Annotated in this window: 20 protein-coding genes; 11 read left to right on the top strand and 9 right to left on the bottom strand. The window is 67.3% G+C overall.

The features are described 5' to 3' along the window. Positions 1 to 82: 82 nt before the first annotated feature. On the bottom strand, positions 83 to 1,648 hold the full coding sequence (ahpF, locus tag J5M67_RS13655) for an alkyl hydroperoxide reductase subunit F (RefSeq protein ID WP_207885865.1): 1,566 nt from the start codon (positions 1,646 to 1,648) through the stop codon (positions 83 to 85). Positions 1,649 to 1,846: 198 nt separating this feature from the next. Continuing rightward, positions 1,847 to 2,410 carry an alkyl hydroperoxide reductase subunit C gene (gene ahpC / locus J5M67_RS13660; RefSeq protein ID WP_207885866.1) on the bottom strand — a complete coding sequence of 188 codons (564 nt, stop codon included), beginning with the start codon at positions 2,408 to 2,410 and terminating at the stop codon, positions 1,847 to 1,849. 284 nt (positions 2,411 to 2,694) lie between these two features. On the opposite strand from ahpC, the gene xdhA reads away from it, so the two are divergent. The 4 genes from xdhA to J5M67_RS13680 all read left to right on the top strand — a co-directional run bounded on the left by xdhA (position 2,695) and on the right by J5M67_RS13680 (position 9,321). Next, positions 2,695 to 4,119, top strand: coding sequence for a xanthine dehydrogenase small subunit (xdhA, locus tag J5M67_RS13665; protein WP_207885867.1), 1,425 nt, complete (start codon positions 2,695 to 2,697; stop codon positions 4,117 to 4,119). After that, positions 4,112 to 6,451, top strand: a complete 2,340-nt coding sequence (gene xdhB / locus J5M67_RS13670) for a xanthine dehydrogenase molybdopterin binding subunit (RefSeq protein WP_207885868.1) — start codon at positions 4,112 to 4,114, stop codon at positions 6,449 to 6,451. Before xdhA ends, xdhB begins: the two co-directional genes overlap by 8 nt. After that, entirely contained in the window at positions 6,448 to 7,284 is an 837-nt protein-coding gene (xdhC, locus tag J5M67_RS13675) for a xanthine dehydrogenase accessory protein XdhC (RefSeq protein ID WP_207885869.1), read from the top strand. Before xdhB ends, xdhC begins: the two co-directional genes overlap by 4 nt. Positions 7,285 to 7,392: 108 nt before the next feature. Then, complete coding sequence (locus tag J5M67_RS13680) at positions 7,393 to 9,321, top strand: methyl-accepting chemotaxis protein (RefSeq protein WP_207885870.1); 1,929 nt, start codon at positions 7,393 to 7,395, stop codon at positions 9,319 to 9,321. 462 nt (positions 9,322 to 9,783) lie between these two features. Here the strand turns inward: J5M67_RS13680 and J5M67_RS13685 are convergent, their stop codons facing one another. The 4 genes from J5M67_RS13685 to J5M67_RS13700 all read right to left on the bottom strand — a co-directional run bounded on the left by J5M67_RS13685 (position 9,784) and on the right by J5M67_RS13700 (position 14,103). Continuing rightward, entirely contained in the window at positions 9,784 to 10,374 is a 591-nt protein-coding gene (locus J5M67_RS13685) for a YigZ family protein (RefSeq protein ID WP_207885871.1), read from the bottom strand. Further along, positions 10,371 to 11,039 (bottom strand): TetR/AcrR family transcriptional regulator, encoded by a 669-nt coding sequence (locus J5M67_RS13690; RefSeq protein WP_207885872.1) that lies wholly within the window; start codon positions 11,037 to 11,039, stop codon positions 10,371 to 10,373. Before J5M67_RS13690 ends, J5M67_RS13685 begins: the two co-directional genes overlap by 4 nt. Before the next feature lie 140 nt (positions 11,040 to 11,179). After that, positions 11,180 to 12,016 (bottom strand): outer membrane protein OmpK, encoded by an 837-nt coding sequence (locus tag J5M67_RS13695; protein ID WP_207885873.1) that lies wholly within the window; start codon positions 12,014 to 12,016, stop codon positions 11,180 to 11,182. A 470-nt stretch (positions 12,017 to 12,486) separates the two neighbouring features. Then, complete coding sequence (locus J5M67_RS13700; RefSeq protein ID WP_207885874.1) at positions 12,487 to 14,103, bottom strand: gamma-glutamyltransferase family protein; 1,617 nt, start codon at positions 14,101 to 14,103, stop codon at positions 12,487 to 12,489. A gap of 77 nt (positions 14,104 to 14,180) precedes the next feature. Here J5M67_RS13700 and J5M67_RS13705 point away from each other — a divergent pair, with 77 nt between their 5' ends. The 6 genes from J5M67_RS13705 (at position 14,181) to J5M67_RS13730 (ending at position 20,563) form a co-directional block, all read left to right on the top strand. Then, entirely contained in the window at positions 14,181 to 14,978 is a 798-nt protein-coding gene (locus J5M67_RS13705) for a helix-turn-helix domain-containing protein (protein ID WP_207885892.1), read from the top strand. Between the two features lie 430 nt (positions 14,979 to 15,408). Continuing rightward, positions 15,409 to 16,716, top strand: coding sequence for an MFS transporter (locus J5M67_RS13710; protein ID WP_207885875.1), 1,308 nt, complete (start codon positions 15,409 to 15,411; stop codon positions 16,714 to 16,716). 194 nt (positions 16,717 to 16,910) lie between these two features. After that, a complete protein-coding gene (locus J5M67_RS13715; RefSeq protein ID WP_207885876.1) occupies positions 16,911 to 17,534 on the top strand; it encodes an ATP-binding cassette domain-containing protein in 624 nt (207 codons plus the stop codon). Beyond that, on the top strand, positions 17,531 to 18,331 hold the full coding sequence (locus tag J5M67_RS13720; RefSeq protein ID WP_207885877.1) for an ABC transporter permease: 801 nt from the start codon (positions 17,531 to 17,533) through the stop codon (positions 18,329 to 18,331). Before J5M67_RS13715 ends, J5M67_RS13720 begins: the two co-directional genes overlap by 4 nt. A 39-nt stretch (positions 18,332 to 18,370) precedes the next feature. Next, positions 18,371 to 19,054, top strand: a complete 684-nt coding sequence (locus J5M67_RS13725; RefSeq protein ID WP_207885878.1) for an SDR family oxidoreductase — start codon at positions 18,371 to 18,373, stop codon at positions 19,052 to 19,054. Between the two features lie 150 nt (positions 19,055 to 19,204). Beyond that, complete coding sequence (locus J5M67_RS13730; protein WP_207885879.1) at positions 19,205 to 20,563, top strand: 8-oxoguanine deaminase; 1,359 nt, start codon at positions 19,205 to 19,207, stop codon at positions 20,561 to 20,563. Positions 20,564 to 20,637: 74 nt separating this feature from the next. Here the strand turns inward: J5M67_RS13730 and J5M67_RS13735 are convergent, their stop codons facing one another. The 3 genes from J5M67_RS13735 to J5M67_RS13745 form a co-directional block, all read right to left on the bottom strand. Continuing rightward, positions 20,638 to 21,528, bottom strand: a complete 891-nt coding sequence (locus J5M67_RS13735) for a TauD/TfdA family dioxygenase (RefSeq protein WP_207885880.1) — start codon at positions 21,526 to 21,528, stop codon at positions 20,638 to 20,640. 149 nt (positions 21,529 to 21,677) lie between these two features. Next, positions 21,678 to 22,583: a TauD/TfdA family dioxygenase gene (locus J5M67_RS13740; protein WP_207885881.1), complete on the bottom strand. Its 906-nt coding sequence runs from the start codon at positions 22,581 to 22,583 to the stop codon at positions 21,678 to 21,680. A gap of 56 nt (positions 22,584 to 22,639) precedes the next feature. Beyond that, positions 22,640 to 25,048, bottom strand: a complete 2,409-nt coding sequence (locus tag J5M67_RS13745) for a TonB-dependent receptor (RefSeq protein ID WP_207885882.1) — start codon at positions 25,046 to 25,048, stop codon at positions 22,640 to 22,642. A 335-nt stretch (positions 25,049 to 25,383) separates the two neighbouring features. Here J5M67_RS13745 and J5M67_RS13750 point away from each other — a divergent pair, with 335 nt between their 5' ends. After that, positions 25,384 to 26,304, top strand: coding sequence for a LysR family transcriptional regulator (locus J5M67_RS13750; RefSeq protein ID WP_207885883.1), 921 nt, complete (start codon positions 25,384 to 25,386; stop codon positions 26,302 to 26,304). Positions 26,305 to 26,492 lie beyond the last annotated feature (188 nt).

Consider the following 26,492-nt stretch of genomic DNA (forward strand, 5'->3'; position numbering starts at 1 on the left):
CATTTTCGACCGATAAACGCCGCCCAAAAGAAGACGCCCGGCTCACTCTCGTGAGCCGGGCGTCTTTATTAGCGCGAACCTATCAGGCCGGCGCAGAACTACGGATCAGGTGATCGAAGGCCGACAGCGACGCTTTCGCCCCTTCACCCACCGCGATCACGATCTGCTTGTACGGCACCGTGGTCACATCGCCGGCGGCGAAGATACCCGGCAGCGAAGTCTCGCCGCGCGCGTCGACGATGATCTCGCCACGCGGGGTCAGCTCCAGGGTGCCCTTGAGCCATTCGCTGTTGGGCAGCAGGCCGATCTGCACGAAGATGCCTTCCAGGTCGATGGACTTGAACTCTTCCGAGTTGCGGTCCTTGTAGACCAGGCCGGTGACCTTCTGGCCATCGCCTTTCACTTCGCTGGTCAGTGCGCTGGTGATGACTTCCACGTTCGGCAGGCTGAACAGCTTGCGTTGCAGCACGGCATCGGCGCGCAGCTTGCTGTCGAACTCCAGCAGGGTCACGTGGCTGACGATACCGGCCAGGTCGATGGCCGCCTCGACGCCGGAGTTACCGCCGCCGATCACCGCCACGCGCTTGCCCTTGAACAGCGGACCGTCGCAGTGCGGGCAGAAGCACACGCCCTTGGCCTTGTATTCCTTCTCGCCCGGCACGCCCATTTCGCGCCAGCGGGCGCCGGTGGCCAGAATCACGGACTTGGCCTTCAGGCTGCCGCCGCCCTCGAACTGCACTTCGTGCAGGCCGCCGGCGGTCTTCGCCGGAATCAGCGCGCTGGCGCGCTGCAGGTTCATGATGTCGACGTCGTAGTGCTTGACGTGCTCTTCCAGCTGGCGAGCCAGTTTCGGGCCTTCGGTCTCGGTGACCGAGATGAAGTTCTCGATGGCCATGGTGTCCAGCACCTGGCCGCCGAAGCGCTCAGCCGCCACACCGGTACGGATGCCTTTACGCGCGGCGTAGATCGCCGCTGCGGCGCCAGCCGGGCCACCGCCGACCACCAGTACGTCGAACTCTTCTTTCGCCGACAGCTTCTCGGCTTCGCGGGCAGCGGCGCCGGTGTCGATCTTGGCGAGGATTTCTTCCACGCCCATGCGGCCCTGGCCGAACACTTCGCCGTTGAGGTAGATGCTCGGGACAGCCATCACCTGGCGGCGCTCGACTTCTTCCTGGAACAGCGCGCCATCGATGGCGACGTGGCGGATGTTCGGGTTGAGCACGGCCATCAGGTTCAGCGCCTGGACCACGTCCGGGCAGTTCTGGCAGGACAGCGAGAAGTAGGTTTCGAACTCGAACGAACCCTGGATGCCCTTGATCTGCTCGATCACGTCGGCGTCGAGCTTGGACGGGTGGCCGCCGACCTGCAGCAGCGCCAGCACCAGGGAGGTGAATTCGTGGCCCATGGGGATGCCGGCGAATGCCAGGCCGATGTTCGCCCCCGGGCGGTTCAGCGAGAAGGACGGCACGCGCTCGTCGCGGCCATCTTCACGCAGGGTGATCTTGTCGGTCAGGCCGACGATTTCATGCAGCAGCTCGCTCATCTCGCGGGATTTGTCGCTGTCATCGAGGGACGCGACGATCTCGAACGGCTGCTGGACCTTTTCCAGGTAGGCCTTCAACTGGGTTTTAAGCGTGGCGTCCAACATGATTCAAATCCTCGGAATTTGAGCAAAGGGGTTCCCCGGCAGGCTTTTTAGCCCACCCTGCGCACGCTTTTGGCTTTGGCAGGGAGGATGCCGGTAGGCATCCTCGGGGTACTGCGTAAAACGGAGTGGGAAGCGTCGTGAGCAAGCGCCCGGAAGTTGCGCGGCGGGAGCCGCCGCGCAACCGCTTCCCGGCCGTTCTTAGATCTTGCCGACCAGGTCCAGGGACGGAGCCAGGGTCTTCTCGCCTTCTTTCCACTTGGCCGGGCAGACTTCGCCCGGGTGAGCGGCGGTGTACTGGGCAGCTTTCAGCTTGCGCAGGGTTTCGCCGACGTCACGAGCGATCTCGTTGGAGTGGATTTCGACGGTCTTGATCACGCCTTCCGGGTTGATCACGAAGGTGCCGCGCAGGGCCAGGCCTTCTTCCGGGATGTGCACGCCGAAAGCGTTGGTCAGCTGGTGGGTCGGGTCGCCGATCAGCGGGAACTTGGCTTTGCCGACGGCCGGGGAAGTTTCGTGCCACACCTTGTGGGAGAAGTGGGTATCGGTGGTCACGATGTAGACCTCGGTACCGGCCTTCTGGAACTCGGCGTAGTTGTTGGCGGCGTCTTCGATCTCGGTCGGGCAGTTGAAGGTGAAGGCTGCCGGCATGAAGATCAGAACCGACCAGTGACCCTTCAGGGATTGTTCGGTGACTTCGATGAACTTGCCATTGTGGAAAGCGTTGACCTTGAACGGTTGAACTTGGGTGTTGATCAGGTTCATTAGGCAATTCCTCGTAGAGAGTTGTCGTTTAATCGAGTGGTCGATCGGTTGAAATTCGACAGGGGCAAGATTATCGCCTGATGACAGGAAAGGCCCATTGATTTAGGGCATCATGTAGATTGAGCGTCTCTATCAGCGGACATATAAAAGGAAGAAGTCTCCTATCGAAACCCGCTTCCGCGTCCTACGTCCTGCGCCCTCGCTATTCCTGGCTGTCTGGTCAAAAAGCCCTGCGAGCCTATGCTTGCCTTGAGGGCGCCAGCGCCTGACGACGAGGACTCCGCATGATCCAGTTCCTGCTGGGCGACGAGCTGATCCGGGCCGACGGCGCAGCGCCGGAAACCAGCCTGCTCGACTACCTGCGCAGCCACCTGGCCCGCACCGGCACCAAGGAGGGCTGCGCCTCCGGCGATTGCGGCGCCTGCACGGTGGTGCTGGTCGAGCCCGACGGCGAGTCGCTGCGCTACCGCGCGGTGAACGCCTGCATCACCCTGCTCGGCGCGGTGCACGGGCGCCAGGTGCTGACCGTAGAACACCTCGGCGAGCCCGGCGCGCTGCACCCGGTGCAGCAGGCGATGGTGGACTGCCACGGCTCGCAATGCGGCTTCTGCACGCCGGGGATCGTCATGTCGCTGTTCGCCTGGCGGCACTCGCCGCCGCCCCACGACCGCGAGTCGGCGCTGACCGCCCTGTCCGGCAACCTGTGCCGCTGCACCGGCTACCGGCCGATTCTCGATGCCGCCACGCAGATCGCCGCACAGCCCTGCGCCGACCGTTTTTCCCGGGACACCGCCCTGACCCTCGCCCGCATCCGCGAATTGCCCACGGAAGGCACGCTGCAAGACGGCGAACAGCAGGCCTGGCTGCCGACCTCGCTGGATGAGCTGGACGACCTGCTGCAATGCCATCCGCAGGCCCGGCTCATCGCCGGCGGCACCGACCTGGCGCTGGAAGCCACGCAGAATCTGAAAGCCTTCCCGGCGCTGATCCACCTCGACCGCGCGGCCGAGCTCCAGCGCCTGGAAATCCACCCCGACCACCTGCTGATCGGCGCCGCCCGCCCCTACGCCGACTGCCTCGAAGCGCTGGAGGACTTCCCCGGCGTAGCCGCCCTGCTGGAGCGCCTGGGCTCCCTGCAGATCCGCCAGCGCGGCACCCTCGGCGGCAACATCGCCAACGCCTCGCCCATCGGCGACATGCCGCCGGTGTTGCTCGCACTGGATGCGCGGCTGCACCTGCGCAAGGCGGGAGCCGTGCGCGAGGTTCCCATCGACCGCTTCTTCACCGGCTACCGCAGTACCATCCTGCAACCCGGCGAGTACATCGAATCGGTGCTGATTCCGCGCCTGAAGGCCCACCAGCGTTTCCGCGTCGACAAGATTTCCAAGCGCCGCGACGACGACATTTCCGCCGTGTGCATGGCCCTGCGCCTGGACCTCGACGACACCGGCATGGTCACCGATGCGCGCCTGGCCTGCGGCGGCATGGCCGCCACGCCGTTGCGCGGCGCCTGGACCGAAGCGGCGCTGCGCGGCAGACCCTTCGACGCCGCGGCGGTTGACGCCGCGCAGGCTGCAATCCCGCAGGATTTCCAGCCCATCGACGACCTGCGCGCCAGCGCCGCCTATCGCCTGAAGGTGGCGCAGAACCTCCTGCAGCGCGCACTACTGGAATGGACCCAAAGCCCTGCGGAGGTGCGCCATGCGTAGTCTGCCGCCGCTGGCCAGCAACGGTGTAACCGCCGCCGTACACAGCGCGGGACAGGCCCGCGAACACGACAGCGCAGCGCTGCACGTCAGCGGCGCGGCGCGCTATGTGGACGACCTCAAGGAGCCGCGCGAGCTGCTGCACGCCGCCGTCGGCCTGACCAGCATCGCCTGCGGCGCCGTACGCTCCCTCGACCTCGACGCCGTGCGTGCCGCCCCCGGCGTGGTGGCGGTGCTGACCCTGGACGACGTGCCCGGCCACACCGACATCGGCCCGGTGTTCCCCGGCGACCCGCTGCTGGCTGGCGACCGCGTGAAATACCACGGCCAGGCGCTGTTCGCCGTGGCCGCCGAAAGCCTGATCCAGGCGCGCCGCGCGGTGCGCCTGGCAAAGGTCGAATACACCGAGGAAAACGCACTGCTCGACCCGCTCCAGGCCAAGGCCGAAGAGCGCTCCGTACGCCCGCCGCACCACATGCGCCGGGGCGATGCCGAGGCCGCGCTGGCCGGTGCGCCCCATGTGCTGGAAGCTCGCCAGTTCGTCGGCGGCCAGGAGCACTTCTACCTCGAAGGCCAGGCCTCGCTGGCCCTGCCCACCGACGACGGCGGCATGCTGGTGCACACCTCCAGCCAGCACCCCAGCGAAGTGCAGAAACTGGTGGCCGAGGTGCTGGCGATCCCGCTGGCGAAGGTCACGGTGGAAGTGCGGCGCATGGGCGGCGGCTTCGGCGGCAAGGAAACCCAGGCCGCGCCCTTCGCCTGCCTCGCCGCCTTGCTCGCGCGCAAGACCGGCCGCGCGGTGAAGCTGCGCCTGCCGCGCGCCGACGACATGCGCCTGACCGGCAAGCGCCACCCCTTCCACAACCGCTACCGCATCGGCTTCGACGACGAAGGCCGGCTGCTCGCCGCGCAGCTGGAGGTGGTGGGCGACTGCGGCCATTCGCCGGACCTCTCCGACGCCATCGTCGACCGCGCGATGTTCCACGCCGACAACGCCTACTTCATCCCCGACGTGGCCATTTCCGGCTACCGCAGCTTCACCAACATCGTCTCGCACACCGCCTTCCGCGGCTTCGGCGGGCCGCAGGGGATGATGATCATCGAGCGCGCCATGGACGACATCGCCCGCGCCGTGGGCAAGGACCCGCTGGAGGTGCGCAAACTCAACCTCTACGGAGGAATGGGACGCGAGCTAACGCCCTACCACCAGAAGGTCGAGCACAACCTGCTGGGCGAGCTGATCGCGCGGCTGGAGCGGAGCAGCGACTACGCGGCGCGCCGTTCGGCGATCCATGCATTCAACGCGCGGAGCCCGGTGCTGAAGAAGGGCCTGGCGCTGACCCCGGTGAAGTTCGGCATCTCCTTCACCGCGCAGCACCTGAACCAGGCCGGCGCGCTGATCCACCTGTACACCGACGGCAGCATCCAGCTGAACCACGGCGGCACCGAGATGGGCCAGGGGCTCAACACCAAGGTCGCGCAGATCGTCGCCGAGGAATTCCAGGTACCGCTGGAGCAGGTGCATATCACCGCCACGCGCACCGACAAGGTGCCCAACACCTCGCCCACCGCCGCCTCCAGCGGCACCGACCTGAACGGCATGGCCGCCCGCGACGCGGCGCGCACGCTGAAGAAACGGCTGATCGAATTCCTCGCTGAGCGCGACGGCGTGAAGCCGCAGGATGTGCGCTTCGAACACGGCGGCGTGACGGTCGGCGGCCGGCACCTGGGCTTCGCCGAGGTCATCCAGGCCGCCTACTTCGCGCGCATCCAGCTCTCCGCCACCGGTTTCTACCGCACGCCGAAGATCTTCTACGACCGCGAAAAGGGCCAGGGTCATCCGTTCTTCTACTTCGCCTATGGCGCGGCGGTATCCGAGGTGGAAGTGGACACGCTGACCGGCGAATACCGTGTGCGGCGGGTGGACATCCTCCACGACGTCGGCCGCAGCGTGAACCCGGCCATCGATATCGGTCAGATCGAGGGCGGCTTCGTCCAGGGCATGGGCTGGCTGACCACCGAGGAACTGCACTGGGACGACAAGGGTCGGCTGCTCACGGTAGGACCCGCGACCTACAAGATCCCGGCCGTGAGCGACATGCCCGAGGACTTCCGCGTGGCGCTGTTCGACCGTCCCAACGAGGAGGACAGCGTGTACCTGTCCAAGGCCGTGGGCGAACCGCCGTTCATGCTGGCGATCTCGGTGTGGTCGGCGCTGCGCGATGCCGTCGCCAGCCTGGCGGATTACCGGGTGAGCCCCGATCTCGATACGCCGGCGACGCCGGAACGGGTACTCTGGGCCTGTGAGGCGATGCGCAAGGAGACCCGAGCATGACCCGAACCTGGATGGACGCCATCGCCCGCCTGCGCGACAGTGCCGAGCCCTACGTGCTGGTCACCGTGATCGGCGTGCAGGGCTCCACCCCACGCGAGTCCGGCAGCAAGATGCTGGTCACCGCCGAGACCACGGTGGACACCATCGGCGGCGGTCACCTGGAATTCGCCGCCATCGAGCACGCGCGCAAGCTCCTGCTGGCCGGCAAGGATGCCCAGGCGCTGGAACACTTCCCCCTCGGCCCGCGCCTGGGCCAGTGCTGCGGCGGGCGCGCCAGCCTGCTGTTCGAGTGTTTCGCCGCGCGCGGGCCGCAGGTGATCCTGTTCGGCGCCGGCCATGTGGGCCGCGCCCTGGCGCCGCTCCTGGCGGGGTTGCCGCTGCGCCTGGAGTGGGTCGACAGCCGCGCGGCGGAGTTTCCGCAGACGGTGCCTGAAGGCGTGCACATACGGCTGCTCGACGACCCCGAGGATGCGGTGAGCGAAGCGACACCCAGCAGCTACTTCCTGGTCATGACCCACAACCACCCGCTCGACTACGCCCTCGCCGAAGCCGTGCTCAAGCGCGGCGACGCCGGTTTCCTCGGCATGATCGGCTCGCGCACCAAAGCCCAGCGCTTCCGGATGCGCCTGGAGCAGCACGGCTATGCGCCGGAGGTGATCGCCCAGCTGCACTGCCCCATCGGCCTGGCCGAAGTGCCCGGCAAGCGGCCGCTGGAGGTCGCCATCTCCATCGCAGCGCAAGTCATCGCCCGCTATCACCAGGACGCGCCGCCGCGCCAGACGCGCGAAGGCGTCGCCTGGACCGCGCTGTGCGTCGACCCGACGAAAAGCTGACTGATTGGACGACAGTTTTTCGCGCACCCGCCGATAACCTCCTGACCCGTCTCTTTGCCCGTGACCAGTCACGTGCAGTTCGCCGTGCGTTCGGAGGAAAACAAGAATATGCGCCTGCGAAGTATCCAGACCCAACTCATCCTCAGCATGGGCGCTGCCCTGCTGATCAGCCTGCTCATCGTCCTCGGCCTGTATGCCGTGCTGGTCAATCGCCTGAGCGAGCGCTACCTGCTCGAACAGGCCTTGCCGGCGAGCATCCAGGCGATCGCCAACGACTTCGAGCGACGTCTCACCGGCCCCATCACCGCCGCCTCCGGCATTGCCGAGAACACCCTCGTGCAGGACTGGCTGGCCGGTGGCGAAAGCCCGGAACGGGTTGCCGAATTCACCCGCTACCTGGGCGGCATCCGCACCTCGCAGAAGGCCTTCGCGGCGCTGATCGCGTCCAACGCCAGCGGCGCCTACTACAGCGACAAGGGCAAGGAACGCACCCTGAGCCGCAGCGAACCGAAGGACAGCTGGTACTTCCAGTTCATCGACAGCGGCAAGCCGCGCATGTGGAACATCGACGTCGACGGCGGCACCGGCCAGCTCGCGCTGTTCATCGACCAGCGCGTGGAGCGTGACGGCAAGCTGCTGGGCATCGCCGGGCTGGGCCTGGAGATGCGCGAGCTGTCGGCGCTGATCCGCGACTTCCGTTTCGGCAAGTCGGGGCGCGTGTACCTGGTGAAGAACGACGGGCAGGTGCAGATCCATCCCGATGCGTCGTTGCCCAAGGGCCGCACCCTGGGTGACCTGGTTGGTGCCCAGGCGGCGACCGCGCTGCTGGGCCGGCAGGATTTCCAGAGCGCCCGCTTCGAGCGCGACGGCGAAGACTTCCTCGCCGCCAGCCTGCCACTGCATGACCTGGGCTGGACCCTGGTAACCGAAGTGCCCGAGGCGGAAATCTACGCCGACGCCCGCGAGGCGCTGGCCTTCTCCGGCCTGGCCGGCGCCATCGTCGCGCTGCTTTGCCTGGCGCTGGTGGTGCTGATGGCGCGCAGCCTGGCCCGGCCGATCCGCCAGGTCACCGGCGCCCTGCTGGAAATCGGCGGTGGTGGCGGCGACCTGACTCGCCGCCTGGACGACAGCCGCGCCGACGAACTGGGCGACCTGGCGCGCGGCTTCAACCGCTTCCTCGAAGGCCAGCGCGCGCTGATCGGCGCCGTGCTCGCCACCAGCCAGCGGCTGTTGCAGACGGTCGGCGAAGTGGCGCGGGTGGTGGAGAACACCGCCGAGCACGCCGGCCGCCAGCAGGAGATGACCGACATGGTCGCCACGGCGGTGAACGAGATGGGCAGCACCGTGCAGGAGATCGCGCGCAACGCCGAGCAGGCGGCCAGCGCCTCGCAGCAGGCGCGGGACGAGGCCGGCGAGGCGCGCCGGGTGGTCGACGGTTCGTTGCAGCTCGGCCAGCGCATGTCCGGGGAGATCGGCGAGGCCGCCAGCGCGGTGGGCCAGCTGGCCGACCAGGTGGCGAGCATCGACCAGGTGCTGGCGGTGATCCGTGGCGTCTCCGAGCAGACCAACCTGCTCGCTCTCAACGCCGCCATCGAGGCGGCGCGGGCCGGCGAGCTGGGCCGCGGTTTCGCCGTGGTGGCGGACGAGGTGCGTACCCTGGCCAGCCGCACCCAGGGCTCCACCGACGAAATCCTCGCCATCATCCAGCGCCTGAAGAACGGCGCCGACACGGCCGTGCGCTCGATGCACTCCGGCCAGCAGGCCACCGGCCAGAGCCTGGCCGCCAGCGAACAGGCCGGCGCCTCGCTGGGCGCCATCGCCGACCAGGTGGAGCGCATCAGCGACATCAACCACCAGGTCGCCACCGCCACCGAGGAGCAGTCGGCGGTGACCGAGGAGATCAACCGCAACGTGCAGGGCATCGCCGACCTCGCCCACGCCACCCGCCGCGAAGTGCAGCACGGCAGCGAGCAGTGCCGCGAACTGCGCGCCCTGGCCGACGACCTGGCGCGGCAGATGGCGCAATTCCGCCTGTAAGCCCGAGGCGCCGGCCTTTGCGCCGGCGCCTTTTTCCCCAAAGTTACCCACAGGCTGGCGAGGCTTCTCGTTTCGCACAACCCGCTTGTCGGTGCACCCTGGTGATCGATCATCGCCTCGGATCAGCAATGATCGGGCCCGAATCGCTCACAGACTACCCACAGATTGTTCAGAGCTTTTACACCGGGTTCTCCACCGCCGCTGAACATTCGCTCGAAAGGCCCGGGGCCAAGCGCTGCGGGCGCTGCATAAGCTCACTGAATAATTCGAGGGTCGTCCGATCAGAAAAAGCCCGCGAAAATTGCCAACAGCTTTTCCACAGCTTGTTCAAATAATGCGCAGCGCTCGACGGTGCTTTTGATCAAAAATCAACCAGAAGGCGCAACACTACGATTCATCGGGGCGAGCGACGTCGGACCACAGGTTATCCACAGGCGGTTCCACGGCGATTGGGGAGAAGCGTCAGGCGTCCAGGGACTCGGCCTGGATACGCCCACGGCTGAGGTCACTGAGCAGCCGTTGCAGCACGGTGACCTGGGCCGTGGGCAGGCTCAGCGTCAGGCGTACGCCATTGGCGCCAAAGACCTCGTCCTCGATGGCGGCGCCCAGGCTCAGCAGCCGCGCCTTGAACAGCGCGTGCTCGGCGAACCCGCACTCGAACGCCAGCCGGCTGCTGGGCACCAGCTCCACGCGCGGCGCGTCCTGCAGGCATTTGGCCGCGCAGCCGCCGTAGGCGCGGGCGAGGCCGCCGGTACCGAGCTTGATGCCGCCGAACCAGCGGCTGACCAGGACCACCACGCGGTCCATGTCCTGCCCCTCGATGGCCACCAGCATCGGCCGGCCGGCGGTGCCGCCGGGTTCGCCGTCGTCGCTGAAGCGGTACTGGTTGCCCAGCTTCCACGCCCAGCAGTTGTGCCCGGCGCTGGCGTCGCGGTGCGCGGCGAGGAAGGCCTGCGCCTCGGCCTCGCTGGCAATCGGCGCGGCGACGCAATGGAAGCGACTCTTGCGGATGTCTTCCTCGTACTGGGCGGGGGCGGCGAGGGTGAAACTCATGCAGTCGCCGGCGGCGTCAGCCCGCAGCCCTTGAGGATGATGCGAATGAGGTTGTCGCTCGCGTTGCCGAAGTCCTGCTTGGACATGCGCTTGCGGCCGGTGACGAAGGCGATCTGGGTGGCGAAGTCGGCGTAGTGCTGGGTGCTGCTCCAGATCAGGAAGATCAGGTTCACCGGGTCGACCGGGTCCATCTTGCCGGCGTCGATCCAGGCCTGGAACACCGCGGCGCGGCCGGCGAACCAGGTGCGGTAGTCCTGGCTGAAGTGCTCGGTCAGGCATTCGCCGCCGCTGATGATCTCCATGGCGAACACCCGCGAGGCCTGCGGGTAGCGGCGGGAGAACTCCATCTTGGCGCGGATGTAGGCGGCCAGTGCGACGGCCGGGTCGTCGTCCACGGTGAGGTGGTTGAAGGTGCTGTCCCACAGGTCGAGGATGTTGCTCAGCACCGCCACGTACAGCCCCAGCTTGTTGCTGAAGTAGTAGTGCAGGTTGGCCTTGGGCAGGCCGACGCGCTGGGCGATGGTGTTCATGCTGGTGCCCTTGAAGCCGTGACGGGCGAACTCCTCCTCGGCGGCGGCGAGGATCGCGACTTCGTTCTTCTGGCGAATGCGGCCAGCGGGCTTTTCACCGTTCTGGGCAGTATGGGCGGGCACTTGGAGAGTCATGTGGCGGGTCCACGTCTACGGGGGGCGCAGCATGGATAACCCAGGCGGGGCGGGCGATTCAAGCGCTCGCCGGAGAAAATGAGTGGCAATGCGCCACGAGGGAACGCGGACCCCGCCGCCTGGCGGGGTCCGGCGAGCCGTCAGAAGTGGTACTTGACCAGTGCGCTCATGGTGTTCTGGTCGGTGGTGAAGTACTGGGAATCCTTGATGCCGTACTTGTCGGACCAGTAGTCGTACTCGATACCCACGTACAGGTGCTTGGCCTCGTAGCCCATGGCCTTGCCCAGGTCGTACTTGATCTGCGGGTTGAAGTGCAGGTTGGCGTGGTAGTCCGACTGGTTCGGGTGGCCGGAGCTGGCGTCCTTGTTGTTCACGACCCAGTCCATGAAGCCGTCGAACAGGATGTCGGAGTTGCCCACCGGGAAGGTGATGGCCCAGGCCGGGGTGATCTGCCAGGCGCCGGACGGCACGCGGTCGCCATCGGGCTTGCGGTAGTAGAAGTTCAGCTGGAAGTAGTCGAAGCCGGGCAGGGCCAGGTCGAAGCCCGGGCCGAGCAGGTAGGACTCGACGTCGCCTTCGCCGAACTCGTAGGTGCTGGCCAGCAGCACGTCCTTGACCGGGCCGAAGGACAGGTCGGTGCCGGTGATCTTGCCGAAGGACAGACGCGGGCTGAACTCGCCGTAGTAGCTGTTCTTGCCGTTTACCGGGCTTTCCTTGCCGTTGTAGTTGATCTGGTCGACGAAGAACCAGATGTCGCCCCAGGTCCAGGCGCTCGCGCTCTCGAGGGTGAAGGTCTGCTGGATCGGCGGATCGACCTTGTAGTTCTTGCCCCACAGGTAGGACAGGCTTTCGTTGTGCCAGATCAGCGGGCCGTCGTTGGAGGCCGGAGCCGGAGTCAGGTCTTCACCGCCAGCCATGGCCTGGCCGGCCGCCAGCAGCCCGCTGGCGAACAGCAGGGATGCGAGAGTGCGAGTCATGCGTTGCTCCTAAATCAGTGCAGTCGAATTACGTTTTTAGTTGTCAGCGGAACCTGTCCGGAAAGTCAGGTCTGGCCTGGAAAAGCAAGATTGGAGCCAAACCTGACCAGGTGTTCCATTTTTCTTCCGGATCGAAGAACGATCCGTACGTTTTGCGTGACCCCGGCCCGGTGGAGGACAGTCGCCGACCGGCTCTGGATGGGCAGATTTTCTGACCCGCCAGACAACTTTTACCGAATTCAGGGCAGCATCACGCCATTCGGCTGAGGCTTTTACGGTTCCCGGGGGAAAATTGGATACATGACAATTCTGTGTTGAATCGAATCATTTCGAATTGTGTATACAAATCTTCTGTGGGAAATCTACACAATCCCCCGTGGGAAGCGTCACGCGTTTTTTCGGGCGCGAATGATGCCAGAGGCAGCCGCGCCCCACACCTGCAGATTGCACCGGACCGCCGGGCGGTTGTGCTACCAGACCGCGATATGCGCGTCGGTGCGGGGCTCGGTGCCACCGCAGAGAACGCCGCTCACCGGGTCGCGCAGGACGATCTGACCACGGCCGTAGGTGGTCAGGTCGTGGGCCACTTCGATGTGATGGCCGCGACGTGTCAGCACCGCCGCCAGGCTACGCGGCGCGTGATATTCGATGCCCACGCGCTTGTCCCCCAGCCATTGCCAGCGCGGCGCATCGAGGGCGGCCTGGGGGTTCAGGCCGAAATCCACCAGGTTCATCACCATCTGCACGTGCCCCTGCGGCTGCATGTAGGCACCCATCACGCCGAACGGTCCGAGCGGCACGCCGTCCCTGCTGAGGAAGCCGGGGATGATGGTGTGGAAGGTCTTCTTGCCCGGTTGCAGGGCGTTGACGTGGCGGGCGTCGAGGCTGAACTCGGCGCCACGGTTCTGCAACGCGATGCCGGTGCCGGGCACCACCACGCCGGAGCCGAAGCCGTGGTAGTTGCTCTGGATGAACGAGACCATGTTGCCCTCGCCGTCGGCGCAGGCCAGGTACACGGTGCCGCCGGACCTGGGCTTGCCCGGGTGCGGCTCCAGCGCCCGCGCACCGATCAACTCGCGGCGCCTGGCGGCGTAGTCGTCGCTGAGCAGGTCGGCCACGCTGACGCGCATGCAGTCCGGCTGGCCGATGTAGGCGCGGCCATCGGCGTAGGCGAGCTTCATCGCCTCCAGCTGGCGGTGCCAAGTTTCCGGGCTGTCACGGTCGCCAAAGTCGAAGCCCTTGAGGATGTTCAGCGCCATCAGCGCCACCAGACCCTGGCCGGCGGGCGGGATCTCCCAGACGTCGTAGCCCCGGTAGTTCAGCGAGATCGGCTCGACCCACTGCGGCCGGTAGCCGGCCAGGTCATCGGCGCGCAGGTAGCCGCCGCTGCGCTCGGCGTGGGCGGCGATGGTGCGCGCCAGCTCGCCGCGGTAGAAGCTTTCGCACTGGCTTTCGGCGAGGGCCTGCAGGGTGTCGGCCTGGGCCGGGTTGGCGAAGATTTCGCCGGCGAACGGCGCGCGGCCGTCGAGGAGGAATTCGTCGAACCAGGGTTGCAGCTCGGGATGCTGCGGCAGCGCCGCGCGGAACTTGTCCAGGCCGCTCTGCCAGAGGCCGGCGATCACCGGCGATACCGGGAAGCCGTCGCGCGCCAGTTCGATGGCCGGCGCCAGCAGCTCGGCGAACGGCAGGCGGCCGAAGCGCCGCGACAGCTCGGCCCAGGCCGCCGGGCAGCCCGGCACAGTCACCGGAGTCCAGCCGTATAGCGGCATCTTCGCATGGCCGGCGCCCTGCACCGCCTCGATGGAGAGTTTCTGCGGCGCCTGGCCGCTGGCGTCCAGGCCGTAGAGCCGGTCCTTCACCCAGACCAGGGCGAAGGCGTCACCGCCGATGCCGCAACCGGTGGGCTCGACCACGGTCAGCGCCGCCGCCGTGGCGATGGCCGCATCGATGGCGTTGCCGCCGCGCCTGAGCATATCCAGCCCGACCTGCGCGGCCAGCGGCTGCGAGGTGGCGACCATCCCGCGGCGGCCGAAGACCAGCGAGCGCTGCGAGGGATAGGGGTACTCCTGGGCGGAAAAGCTGAGCATCGGTGTCCTCCGGATACGGCTTGAGACGGCAGGGTAGCCCTGCCAGACTTCGTCAGCTAGCGACATACCCTCAAGATATACCGATGAAAGGACAAGCTCCCGAACTGCAACGCCTGATCCCGGTGCTCGAACGCCTGCCGCGGCCGGTCTACGCCCGCGCCGAGCGCCTGCGCGCCGGCTCCTGGACCAGCCGCCACCACCACGCCTGGGTGCAGTTGTCCTACGCCATCACCGGGGTACTCGGGGTGCACACCGCCGAGGGCAGCTTCTTCGCCCCGCCGCAGCGGGCGATCTGGATTCCGGCCTATCTCGAGCATGAGGTGGTCACCTCGACCCAGGCCGAGATGCGCAGCCTGTACATCCGCGACGACGCCTGCGCCTGGGCGCCGGACCGCTGCCGGGTGCTGGAGGTGACGCCGCTGGCCCGCGAGCTGATCAAGAGCTTCTGCGAGCTGCCGGTGGATTATCCCCAGGGCGACAGCCCCGAATCGCGGCTGGTGGAGGTGCTGCTGGACCAGCTGCGCACCCTGCCGGAAGTCGCCTTCTCCCTGCCGATGCCGCAGGAAGGCCGGCTGCTGCAGCTGTGCCAGACGCTGATCGACCACCCCACGGACAACCAGACCCTGGGCGACTGGGCGCAACGCATCGGCACCTCGGAGAAGACCCTGTCGCGGCTGTTCCAGCGCGAGACCGGGATGACCTTCCGCCTCTGGCGCCAGCGCCAGCGCCTGCTGGCGTCCCTCGGTTCGCTGGAGGCCGGCGACAGCGTGACGACGGCGGCGCTGGATTGCGGGTATGACTCGACCTCGGCGTATATCGCCTCGTTCAAGGGGTTGTTCGGGTTTACGCCGGGGGATTTGTTCCGCCAGAGGTAATCTGTGCCGGCGGATGTCGATCGCGGACGGAGTCCGCTCCTACCCAACGCCCGTCCCCGCGTAGGAGCGGACTCCGTCCGCGATTGGCCGCAACCCGCACCACCGCCCCTGGTGTAGGAGCGAGCTTGCTCGCGAACCGCCCAGCACTGATGTGACCGGGGAACTCTGTTCGCGAGCAAGGACTGGGCGTCCCCCTCGATCCTACAGGCTGCCCAGCAATCGGCGGATTTCCGCTCACCACCCCTGCTCATCGGCGCTCATTCGCCTGCCCGCACCCCTCCATGAATCGCCGAAACCCTTCTGCCGCGCGGCTTTCCCGCCTTGGCACGCTGCCTGCTATCGCCCTCGGCACTGCGCCGCCCTCGCGGCGCGCCGGCGTGCCGTTCCGTAGTCCGCATGCCTGACGACAACAACGACAAGAGGAATACCCATGGATAGCGCAAGCGCCGTCTCCGCTTCTGCCGCACCCCGTACGACTTCCCAGCGCATCAAGTCGATCTTCAGCGGCTCGGTGGGCAACCTGGTCGAGTGGTACGACTGGTATGTCTACGCCGCCTTCTCGCTGTACTTCGCCAAGGCCTTCTTCCCCCAGGGCGACATGACCGCCCAGCTGCTGAACACCGCCGCGATCTTCGCCGTGGGCTTCCTGATGCGCCCGATCGGCGGCTGGCTGATGGGTATCTACGCCGACCGCAAGGGCCGCAAGGCGGCGCTGCTGGCCTCGGTCCTGCTGATGTGCTTCGGCTCGCTGATCATCGCCCTCACCCCCAGCTATGAAACCATCGGCGTCGGCGCGCCCATCCTGCTGGTGCTCGCGCGCCTGCTGCAGGGCCTGTCGGTCGGCGGCGAATACGGCACCTCCGCCACCTACCTGAGCGAGATGGCCAACAAGGAGCAGCGCGGCTTCTTCTCCAGCTTCCAGTACGTGACCCTGATCTCCGGCCAGCTCATCGCCCTGGCGGTGCTGATCGTGCTGCAGCAGACCCTGACCACCGAGCAGCTGGAAAGCTGGGGCTGGCGCGTGCCCTTCTTCATCGGCGCGCTGTGCGCGGTGGTGGCCATGTTCCTGCGTCGCGGCATGGAAGAGACCGAGTCCTTCACCAGGAAGAAGGAAGAGCCCAAGGAGAGCCTGATCCGCGCCCTGCTGCGCCATCCGAAGGAAGTGCTCACCGTGGTCGGCCTGACCATGGGCGGCACCCTGGCCTTCTACACCTACACCACCTACATGCAGAAGTACCTGGTGAACACGGTGGGGATGAGCAAGACCGACTCGACCATGATCTCGGCGGCCACCCTGTTCCTGTTCATGCTGCTGCAGCCCATCGTCGGCGCGCTGTCGGACAAGATCGGCCGTCGCCCGATCCTGATCGCCTTCGGCGTGCTGGGCACCGTCTTCACCTACCCGATCCTCAGCACCCTGCACAGCATCGACACCTGGTGGGGCGCGTTCTTCCTGATCATGGCCGCGCTGGTCATCGTCAGCGGCTATACCTCGATCAACGCCGTGGTGAAGGCCGAGCTGTTCCCCACCGAGATCCGCGCCCTGGGCGTAGGCCTGCCCTACGCGCTGACCGTGTCCATCTTCGGCGGCACCGCCGAGTACGTGGCGCTGTGGTTCAAGAGCATCGGCATGGAGAGCGGCTTCTACTGGTACGTCACAGCGTGCATCGCCTGCTCGCTGCTGGTCTACGCGACCATGAAGGACACCCAGAAGCACTCGAAGATCACCACCGACTGATTGGGCTGCTTGCCCGGCCCCGGCGCACACTCTCCGGGGCGTTTTATCCACGAGGCCCGGCGCAATGCCGGGCCTTGTCGTTTCGAGCTCCAGCTCGGCAGAGGGTTCGGCTGTTTTCTGTAGAATCAGCTTCCGGAGAAACCGTCAGGCGCCCTTGTTATGCTCGCCTTCATCTTCCCCGGCGAAGGCCCTCCATGAACCTTCCGCAAATTCCCCTCGGCCCGCTGCAGGCACGCGAACTGCGCGGCGCGCACGGCGGCCCCTTCGATCTCGACCTCGCGCCCGGCCGCTGCACGGTACTGAGCGGGCCGTCGGGCATCGGCAAGAGTCTGCTGCTGCGCATGCTCGCCGATCTGGACCCGAACCAGGGCCGGGTCAGCCTCGCCGGGGTCAGCCGCGAGAGCCTGCCGGCCAGCACCTGGCGGCGTCTGGTGACGTACCTGGCGGCCGAGTCCGGCTGGTGGGAGGACAACGTCGCCGCGCACTTCGCCGACCTCGACGCCGTGCGTCCGTTGCTGCCGCAGGTGAAGCTCGACCCGACGCTGTTACAGGCCCAGGTGATGCAACTGTCCACCGGTGAGCGCCAGCGCCTGGCGTTGCTTCGCGCGGTGGTGCAGAAGCCGCGCTTCCTACTGCTCGACGAGCCCACGGCGGCGCTCGACCCGGCCAGCCGAGACGGCGTCGAACAGTTGCTCGGACGTCTGCTGGCCAATGGCATGGGCCTGCTGCTGGTCAGCCACGACGGCGAGCAGGCGCGGCGCCTGGCGGATGTGCGACTTCTGCTCGACCAGCAGGGCCTGCATGAGGTGACGGCATGACACCGATCCAGCTGAACCTGCCGGAACTGGCCCTCGCGGCCCTGCTGATCGTTGCCGCCGCCGTGCTGTCCTGGGCGTTGCGCCTGGGCCTGCAGCGCACGCTACTGGTCTCCGCCGTGCGCCTGGTGGTGCAGTTGGTGCTGGTGGGGTTGTTCCTGCGTCAGGTGTTCGCCCTGTCCTCGCCCTGGCTGACGGCTCTGGTGGTGGCGGGCATGCTCGGTGCCGCCACCTTCGAGGTCGGCTCGCGGCAGCGGCGCCGCCTCGCCGGTTTCTGGCACCTGGGCATCGGTGGCGGCACGGTGGGCGTCGCCACCCTCGGCATCGCCCTGTTCGCCCTCTCCAGCAGCCTGCGCCCGCAGCCCTGGTACGACGCGCGCCACGCCATCCCCCTGGTGGGCATCATCCTCGGCACGGCGATGAACGCCGGCAGCCTGGCGCTGAACCAGGTGTTCGCCAGCGTCACCCGCGAGCGCGCCGCCATCGAGGCGCGCCTGGCGCTGGGGGCCGACCGCTACACCGCCCTCGGCGGCGTGATGCGGCGGGCGCTCTACAACGGGCTGATCCCCACGCTGAACCAGATGGCCGCCGCCGGCATCATCACCCTGCCGGGCATCATGACCGGGCAGATACTCGCGGGCATGGACCCGCTGGACGCCGCGCGCTACCAGATCCTGCTGATGTTCCTGCTGGCCGCTGCCGGTTTCGCTACCGCACTCGGCGCGGTCTGGCTGTCGGCCTGGCGGCTCACCGACGAGCGCGACCGCCTGCGCCTCGACCGCCTGCGCGCGGAGAACTGAGACTATGCTGGAGGCCCGCCAACGCCACCGGAGAGCGCCATGAACACTGCAAAATCCGCCCTGATCATCGGCGCCTCGCGCGGCCTCGGCCTGGGGCTGGTGCGTGAGCTGCTGGAGCGCGGCTGGGACGTCACCGCCACCGTGCGCGACGCCGCCCACCCCGGCGATCTGGCCGGCCTGCCGCTGCGCATCGAATCGCTGCTGCTGGACGACATCCACTCCCAGGACCGCCTCGCCGAAACCCTGGCCGGCGCGCACTACGACCTCGTGTTCATCAACGCCGGCATCTACGGCCCGGCGCACCAGTCCGCCATCGACGCCACGCTGGCCGAGGTCGGCCAGCTGTTCATGGTCAACGCCGTGGCGCCACTGCGCCTGGCCGAGCGCCTGCTGCCGCGCCTGGATGGCGAGCAAGGCGTATTGGCCTTCATGACCTCGGAGCTGGGCAGCGTCACCGGCAACGAATCCGGCGGCATGGCGCTGTACCGGGCGAGCAAGGCGGCGCTCAATTCGCTGACCCGCAGCTTCGTCGCCGAACTGGGCGAAACCGGCATCACCGTGCTCAACCTGCACCCAGGCTGGGTGCGCACCGACATGGGCGGCGAAGCCGCGCCACTGGACGTACCGACCAGCGTGAAGGGCCTCGCCGACCAGGTCGAAAGCCACGCCGGCCGTGGCGGCCAGTTCTACCTGGACTACCAGGGGACGACGATCGACTGGTGACGAACCGCCCCGGCGGGGTTACCATGCGCCCACGTCTGACCTGTGGGTCAACGAACCTGGATCAGCAGACAGGGTGAACACTGAGCTGGCTTCCTAACCACAGGAGCCGGCTCGCCTCACGCGGCAGCTCCGCCCAACGAGGAATCACTCATGCCTTCCACCCGCCTCTGGCTGCGCAACCCCCTCGCCGTCTTCACTGCCAACGATCAGGACGCCCGTGGCGGCATCGTCGTGCAGGACGGCCGCATCGTCGAACTGGTCGCTGCCGGCCAGCAGCCTTCCACTCCCTGCGAACAGACCTTCGATGCCAGCCAGCACGTGCTGACGCCCGGCCTGATCAACACCCACCACCACTTCTACCAGACCCTGACCCGCGCCTGGGCGCCGGTGGTGAACCAGCCGCTGTTCCCCTGGCTGAAGACCCTCTACCCGGTGTGGGCACGCCTGACCCCCGACCAACTGGCGGTGGCGACCAAGGTCGCCCTGGCCGAACTGCTGCTCTCCGGCTGCACCACCGCCGCCGACCACCACTACCTGTTCCCCGACGGCCTTGAGCAGGCCATCGACGTGCAGGCCGGCGTGGTCAACGAGCTGGGCATGCGCGCCATGCTCACCCGTGGCTCCATGAGCCTGGGCGAAGCCGACGGCGGCCTGCCGCCGCAGCAGACCGTGCAGAGCGCCGAAGCCATCCTCGACGACAGCCAGCGCCTGATCCGCGACTATCACCAGCGCGGCGAAGGCGCCCAGGTGCAGATCGCCCTGGCGCCCTGCTCGCCCTTCTCGGTCACCCCGGAGATCATGCGCGCCAGCGCCGAACTGGCCGAGCGCGAGGACGTGCGCCTGCACACCCACCTGGCCGAAACCCTGGACGAGGAAGACTTCTGCCTGCAGCGCTTCGGCCAGCGCACCGTGGATTACCTGGACAGCGTCGGCTGGCTCGGCCCGCGCACCTGGCTGGCCCACGGCATCCACTTCAACGACGAGGAAATCCGTCGCCTGGGCGAAGCCGGCACCGGCGTCTGCCATTGCCCCAGTTCGAACATGCGCCTGGCCTCGGGCATCTGCCCGACCGTGGCCCTGGAGGAAGCCGGCGCACCAGTGGGCATCGGCGTGGACGGCTCGGCCTCCAACGATGCCTCGAACATGATCCTCGAAGCCCGCCAGGCCCTGTACATCCAGCGCCTGCGCTACGGTGCCGAGAAGATCACCCCGGAACGCGCGCTGGGCTGGGCGACCAGGGGCTCGGCCAAGCTCATCGGCCGCAGCGACATCGGTGAACTGGCCGTGGGCAAGCAGGCCGACCTGGCGCTGTTCAAACTCGACGAACTGCGCTTCTCCGGCAGCCACGATCCGCTCTCCGCGCTGCTGCTGTGCGGCGCCGACAAGGCCGACCGGATCATGATCGGCGGCACCTGGCGGGTCGTCGACGGCGAAGTCGAAGGCCTCGACCTCAAGCGCCTGATCGCCGACCACACCCAGGCCGCGCGCAAGCTGCTCGGCACCCTGTAAGCGGTAGATGGTGAGGCGCGGCGGAACGGCTGGCGGATGGGGCGCCGGCCGTTCCCCCGCGCCTCATTGCTCTCTTAGAACGGGCGGCTGCCACCCAGGCTTATACGCTTGAGCCGCCGACGCTCACTGGCCGGGAACGCGTTGCGCGCATGCAGCGTGGCCTGGTTATCCCACCAGACGATATCGCCCACTTCCCACTTGTGCGTGTAGCTCAGCTCCGGCCGCTGCAGGTGCTCGCGCAGTCGCTCGATCAGCGCCGCGCCCAGCTGCGGATCGTGGCCGGGGATTTCCACCTCGGTGTGCACGGAGAGGAACAGCACGCGCTTGCCGCTTTCCGGATGGGTGCGCACCAGCGGGTGCTCGGTGCCCTGGATCGGCTCGATGTCCGGCGTGCGGTAGCGCACGAAACCGCCGTTGTAGCCGCCGTTCTTCAGGCGGATGAACGGGTTGTAGTTGATCAGCCGCAGCGGATCGATCTCGGCGCGGGTCGCTTCATCGAGCGTTTCGTAGGCGCGGGCCAGATTGGTGAACAGGGTTTCGCCGCCGGTCTTCGGCACCTCCAGCGCGTAGAGGAAGGAGCCGGAGGACGGCACCGGCGTCCACTGGTGATCAACGTGGGCCGGCAGGGCGAAGTTGCCCAGCTCGCCGTCGCCGGTATTGGCCACCTTGACGATGTCCGGCGCCTTGCCGTCGGCGCCGGAGGACAGCACCGGCACATCCGCCGGCGGCTGGAATACGGCGCCGAACAGGGTGGCGAAACGCAGGTACTGCTCATCGTCCAGGTCCTGGTGCTTGAAGATCAGGATGTGGTGGTCACGGTGGGCCTGCTTGATCGCCAGGACCTGCTCCGGGGTCAGCGGCTCGCGGGCGTCCAGGCCACGTACTTCGGCGCCCAGCGGGGCGTCGAGGGGGACGATGGCGAAGGGTTCGGGGGTGGTTTGCTTGAGGGCGGTGGATTGGGTCATGTCGAGAATCCTGAGTTGGCGGCTTCCCTCACCCCCGCCCTGGCTACGCGCCCCGCTCCTGAGGGAGAGGGGGCAGTCCGATGCAGCGGGTTATCCCGTCGCACCGATCTACTGGGAGAGGGCGGAGGTGAGGGGCTCTGGGGAAAAGGTCAGACCTTCTTGATCGTCCGGCTGCGCTGCCCGTCGACACCCACCGGCACGTCGCCGGCCAGGGTCACGCGGCGCACGATGCGCGGCTGGGTGCCGTAGTCGTCCACGGCGTAGTGCTGGGTCGCGCGGTTGTCCCAGATGGCCACGTCGCCCGGCTGCCAGCGCCAGCGCACGGTGTTCTCCAGGCGGGTGACATGGCTTTGCAACACCGCGAAGAGGTGCGCCGAGTCATGCTGCGTCAGCCCCTTCAGGCGCTTGACGAAGTGCCCGAGCAGCAGGGTCTTCTCGCCGCTGACCGGGTGTACGCGCACCACCGGGTGCTCGGTCTCGTAGAGGGTGGAGGTGAACACCTTGCGGTACTCCTCCAGGCGCACCGGATCGGCGTGGGGGCGGATGCCGGCGTAGTCGTATTCGTTGCTGTGCACCGCCCAGAGCGAATCGGCCAGCGCTTTCAGCTCCGGCGTCAGGTCGTCGTAGGCGGTGGCGGTGTTGGCCCAGACGGTGTCGCCGCCGGCCTCGGGCGCTTCCAGGTTGCGCAGGATCGAAGCCTTGGGATAGGCGTCGACGAAGGTCACGTCGGTGTGCCAGGAATTGGCCCGGCGGCTCTGGGCGCCGTCCAGCTCCAGCAGGTAATGGGTGCCCTCGTGCACCGGCACCGTGGGGTGCGCCACCGGCTCGCCGAGCAGTTGGGCGAAGGCTTCGTGGCCGGCGTCGTCGAGCTGGGTCTGGCCCCGGAAGAAGATCACCTTGTGCTTCACCAGGGCGGCCTGGATCGCCTCGACGGTGGCGGCGTCGAGATTGCCGGAGAGGGTCACGCCACGGATTTCGGCGCCGATGCGGCCGGCCACCGGATGGATGTCGAGTTCGATGCCCTGTTGCGGAATGACTTGTGCTGCGTTGCTCATGTCGAAGTCCTCTTACTGTGGCAATGAACCGCGCCGCGGGCGGCGCGGGAGTGGGATCAGAAGTCGTAACGGACCGAGGCGCCGAGGGTGCGCGGCTGCCCCACCGAGGCGGTGTAGGAGCCGTTGATGCTGGCGAAGGCGGCCAGGTAGTAGTCCTTGTCGAAGGCGTTCTTCAGCCAGACCGAGGCGTCCAGCTGGCCGTCGCCGACGTCCTTGCGCAGGCCGACGGAGAAGTTCGCCAGGCCGTAGCCGTCGATCTTCGAGAGGTCGGAGTTGTCCAGCGTGCCCTCGGCCTCGGAGCGGTAGGCATAGCTGCCGGTCACGTAGGGGCGGATGCCGTCGTCGAGGTTCCAGGCGTATTCGCCGTTGAGGTTGGCGATCCACTTCGAGGCGCCCACCACGTTTTCCCCGGTGAGGTCGCAGGTGGCCGGCGCGCCGGGCTTGGTGGAGACCTCCGCCGGGCACGGGGCATCCTTGAACGACAGGTAGGTGACGTCGTTGTAGGAGCCGTTGAAGTTGATCGTCAGGCCGCGCAGCGGCAGCGCCGTGGCTTCGAACTCCAGGCCGCGCGAACGCACGCTGCCGGCGTTGGAGAGCACCGAGACCAGCTGGGACGAACCCGGCGGCTGGTACAGGGTGGTCGCCTGGTAGCCATGGATACCGGTCCAGAAGATGTTGGTGTTGAGCTGCAGACGATTGTCGAACAGGGTCGACTTGATCCCCAGCTCGGCATCGTTGGCGCGCTCCGGGCCGACCAGCAGGGAGTCCGCGCCGGCGGTGGGCGCGCTGGCCACGGCCAGGTTCACCCCGCCGGACTTCTCGCCATGGGACAGCGAGGCGTAGCCCAGCAGCTCGTCGCTGAACTGGTAGCTCAGGCTCAGCAGCGCCGAGGGCGCGAAGCTGTACAGGCCGAGGTCGCCCGAGTCGTAGGCGCCCAGCTGGTTGCGCCGCACCACCGCGCCGATGCCCGTCACCGGCGCGCCGCCCTCGGGGGCGAAGCGCTCGACCTTGGCGGCCTTTTCCTCGTAGGTGCCGCGCAGGCCGGCGGTGAAGTCCAGCTTGTCGGTGAGGTGCCAGGTGCCCTGGGAGAACAGCGCGAAGCTGTCGGTCTCGATCTTGCCGTTGGCCTTGGTGTAGGTGTTGTTCAGCGCGTTGAGGTTGGTGCCCAGCAGGTAGCGGTCGGCCAGCGGGCCGTAGTCGGTGAAGGTCTTGTTGCCCAGGTTCTGGTTGAACGCGTAGGCGCCGAGCACGTAGTCGAAGGCACCGCCGGTGGGCGAAGCCAGGCGGATTTCCTGGGAGAACTGGCGGTCGTGGACTTCCACCCCGGTGTTGTTGATCGCCGAGACGTTGAGCTGCTCGTCGTTGGCCGGGGTGAAGTGCCAGTAACGGTAGGCGCTGATGGAGGTCAGCTTGAAGCCGCCATTGAGGTTCCAGTTGGCCTCCACCGAGCTGCCGCCCTGGTGCACGCTGACGTTCTGCCGGCCGTTGATGTTGACCTTGTGCCGGTCCGGATCGCGGATCGGCGAGGCGCCCACGGCAGCGGCGCGCTGCCAGAAGCGGTCGGCGGCGCCGTACACCACCATGCTGCCGACGCTGGAGTCCTCCTCGTTGTAGTCGTTGATCCAGCGCAGGTCGAAATCGTCGTTGGGCTTGAACAGCAACTGGCCACGGATGCCCTGGCGCGCGCCGCCGTTGAGGTCGTTGTCGTCGTAGATGTTCTTGATGTAGCCGTCGTCGCGGGTGCGGTAGGCCGACACGCGCCCGGCCAGGGTCTCGGTCAGCGCGCCGGAGACGGTGCCCTTGCCCTGGAAGTAGCCGTCCTGGCCGCCGGACACCTCGACGCTGCGCTCGGGGGTGAAGGTCGGCGCGCGGGTGCTGATGTTCAGCACGCCGGCCGTGGTGTTCTTGCCGAACAGCGTGCCCTGCGGGCCGCGCAGCAGTTCCAGCTGCTCGATGTCCAGCAGGTCGAACACCGCCATGCCGGGACGGCCCAGGTAGACGTTGTCCAGGTAGACCCCGGCGCTGCCTTCCAGGCCGTCGCTGGCCGGGTTGTTGCCGATGCCGCGCACCGCGATGCTCGACTGGCGGGCGTGGATGAAGGCGACGTTGACGCTCGGCAGCACCTGCTGCAGGTCCTGCACCTTGTAGATGCGCTGGCTTTCCAGGGTCTCGCCACCGAGCACGGTGATCGGCGTCGGCACCTTCTGCGAGTCCTCCTCGCGGCGGCGGGCGGTCACGGTGACCTTGCCCAGGGTGGCGTCGGCCTTGGCGGGCTCCGCCTTGGTCGGCGTGGTCTTGCTGGACGTGGCGGCAGGCGCCTCGGTGGTGGTCGTGGTGGCGTCGTCGTCCTGCTCGGCGGCGAGGACCGGCAGCGCGCCGCCGAGGGCCAGCAGCAGGATGACGGCGTAGTCCGGCGCGCGCAGCCGGCGCGGGGCGATGGAGGGGAAGTGCTGTCTCGAACTCATGGGGTGATTCCTTGGGCGTCCGCGAAATGCGCGGGCAAAAGGGGGCCGCACCGCGTCAGCGCGGCGAACGGCAACTCAGTGATTCGGGATGGCGCCGCGTCAGCGCGGCGAGGCGGTCAGCAGCAGCGCGGACGGCCGCAGGGACAGCACATTCGGTAAGGCGGGCGGCTCAAGGTATGCATCGGGCGGCTCCTGGTCTCGTGCATATTCTTATGTCTAAAAAGAATAGATTTAAGTTTTATTCTTCGTTGACGGAATAAGAGCTTGCATTTAAAACCAGCGCATCACCCACGGCAAATGCCTTTGCCCACTATTTTCAATGCCGGAAATGCATCATGGATCTGCGCCAGCTGCGGTACTTCATCGCCCTCAACGAACACCGAAGTTTCGTCCGTGCCGCCGACGCCATGGGCATCACCCAGCCGGCTTTCAGCCGTAGCATCCAGGGCCTGGAGCAGGAGTTGGGCTGCCGCCTGGTGGACCGCGCCAGCAAGGACCTGCGCCCCACCCCCGAGGGCCAGGTGGTGCTGCAGCACGCGCTGAGCCTGGTGCAGGGCGCGAACAACCTGAGCCACGCCATCGCCCAGCTGAACCAGCTGGATTCCGGCGAGCTGCGCTTCGGCTGCGGCCCGGCGCCGGCGCAGAAACTGGTGTCGGATGCGGTGGTGCAATTCGTACGGCGCCATCCGCGCATCCACATCCAGTTCGGGGTGGACAACTGGGAGCGCCTGGCGCGCAACCTGAGCCGCGAGGAAATCGAATTCTTCGTCGCCGACATCCGCCACTTCGAGGCCGACCCGAACTTCCAGACCCGTCCGCTGAAGCCGCGCAGAGGCCTGTTCTTCTGCCGCCAGGGGCACCCGCTGCTGGCCAAGGACAGCCTCTCGACCAACGATATGTTCGCCTACCCGCTGGCCGCCACCCTGATCCCGCCCAGCGCGCGGAAGATGCTGGCGAATCTCAGCGGCAAGATCGACGTCACCGCCAACATCCAGTGCGAGGACATGGCCTCGCTGGTGCGCATCGTCAGCCAGACCGAGGCCATCGGCATCGCTGTCGAGGAAGCGGTGAGCGAGCCCATGGCCCGTGGTGAACTGGAGCGCCTGTACTTCCGCAACCTGCCACCCAACGTCGACATCCTCCAGGCCCGCTGCGGCATCGTCACCCGTACCGGCGACCGCCTCTCGGCGGCGGCGCGGGCGATGATCGAGCTGCTGGTGGAGCTGGATGGGGAGGTGGCGAGCGCGGTGGCGTGACGGGCTGCGCTAGGGGCCGTCGGTGACCAGGCGGGGCATGTCGTCCCAGCCCAGGAAAAGCCGGGCGATACCGCCAGACCTGTAGGAGCGGACTCCGTCCGCGATGCTCTTGCTCTTCGTAGGGCGGATAACGCCTTTGGCGTTATCCGCCGTCTTGTTCGGCGTTCCTGCGCCGCTTCGGCGTGTGC

Source organism: Pseudomonas sp. 30_B, assembly GCF_017491605.1.
Lineage (GTDB): Bacteria > Pseudomonadota > Gammaproteobacteria > Pseudomonadales > Pseudomonadaceae > Pseudomonas.

Excerpts from the sequence above, each read along its gene's own strand:
- J5M67_RS13695 (WP_207885873.1), bottom strand. The coding sequence starts at position 12,016 with ATGACTCGCACTCTCGCATCCCTGCTGTTCGCCAGCGGGCTGCTGGCG.
- ahpC (WP_207885866.1), bottom strand. The coding sequence starts at position 2,410 with ATGAACCTGATCAACACCCAAGTTCAACCGTTCAAGGTCAACGCTTTC.
- J5M67_RS13710 (WP_207885875.1), top strand. The coding sequence starts at position 15,409 with ATGGATAGCGCAAGCGCCGTCTCCGCTTCTGCCGCACCCCGTACGACT.
- J5M67_RS13720 (WP_207885877.1), top strand. The coding sequence starts at position 17,531 with ATGACACCGATCCAGCTGAACCTGCCGGAACTGGCCCTCGCGGCCCTG.
- J5M67_RS13740 (WP_207885881.1), bottom strand. The coding sequence starts at position 22,583 with ATGAGCAACGCAGCACAAGTCATTCCGCAACAGGGCATCGAACTCGAC.
- J5M67_RS13680 (WP_207885870.1), top strand. The coding sequence starts at position 7,393 with ATGCGCCTGCGAAGTATCCAGACCCAACTCATCCTCAGCATGGGCGCT.
- J5M67_RS13715 (WP_207885876.1), top strand. The coding sequence starts at position 16,911 with ATGAACCTTCCGCAAATTCCCCTCGGCCCGCTGCAGGCACGCGAACTG.
- J5M67_RS13685 (WP_207885871.1), bottom strand. The coding sequence starts at position 10,374 with ATGAGTTTCACCCTCGCCGCCCCCGCCCAGTACGAGGAAGACATCCGC.
- J5M67_RS13735 (WP_207885880.1), bottom strand. The coding sequence starts at position 21,528 with ATGACCCAATCCACCGCCCTCAAGCAAACCACCCCCGAACCCTTCGCC.
- J5M67_RS13700 (WP_207885874.1), bottom strand. The coding sequence starts at position 14,103 with ATGCTCAGCTTTTCCGCCCAGGAGTACCCCTATCCCTCGCAGCGCTCG.
- xdhC (WP_207885869.1), top strand. The coding sequence starts at position 6,448 with ATGACCCGAACCTGGATGGACGCCATCGCCCGCCTGCGCGACAGTGCC.
- J5M67_RS13690 (WP_207885872.1), bottom strand. The coding sequence starts at position 11,039 with ATGACTCTCCAAGTGCCCGCCCATACTGCCCAGAACGGTGAAAAGCCC.
- ahpF (WP_207885865.1), bottom strand. The coding sequence starts at position 1,648 with ATGTTGGACGCCACGCTTAAAACCCAGTTGAAGGCCTACCTGGAAAAG.
- J5M67_RS13725 (WP_207885878.1), top strand. The coding sequence starts at position 18,371 with ATGAACACTGCAAAATCCGCCCTGATCATCGGCGCCTCGCGCGGCCTC.
- xdhA (WP_207885867.1), top strand. The coding sequence starts at position 2,695 with ATGATCCAGTTCCTGCTGGGCGACGAGCTGATCCGGGCCGACGGCGCA.
- J5M67_RS13750 (WP_207885883.1), top strand. The coding sequence starts at position 25,384 with ATGGATCTGCGCCAGCTGCGGTACTTCATCGCCCTCAACGAACACCGA.
- J5M67_RS13730 (WP_207885879.1), top strand. The coding sequence starts at position 19,205 with ATGCCTTCCACCCGCCTCTGGCTGCGCAACCCCCTCGCCGTCTTCACT.
- xdhB (WP_207885868.1), top strand. The coding sequence starts at position 4,112 with ATGCGTAGTCTGCCGCCGCTGGCCAGCAACGGTGTAACCGCCGCCGTA.
- J5M67_RS13745 (WP_207885882.1), bottom strand. The coding sequence starts at position 25,048 with ATGAGTTCGAGACAGCACTTCCCCTCCATCGCCCCGCGCCGGCTGCGC.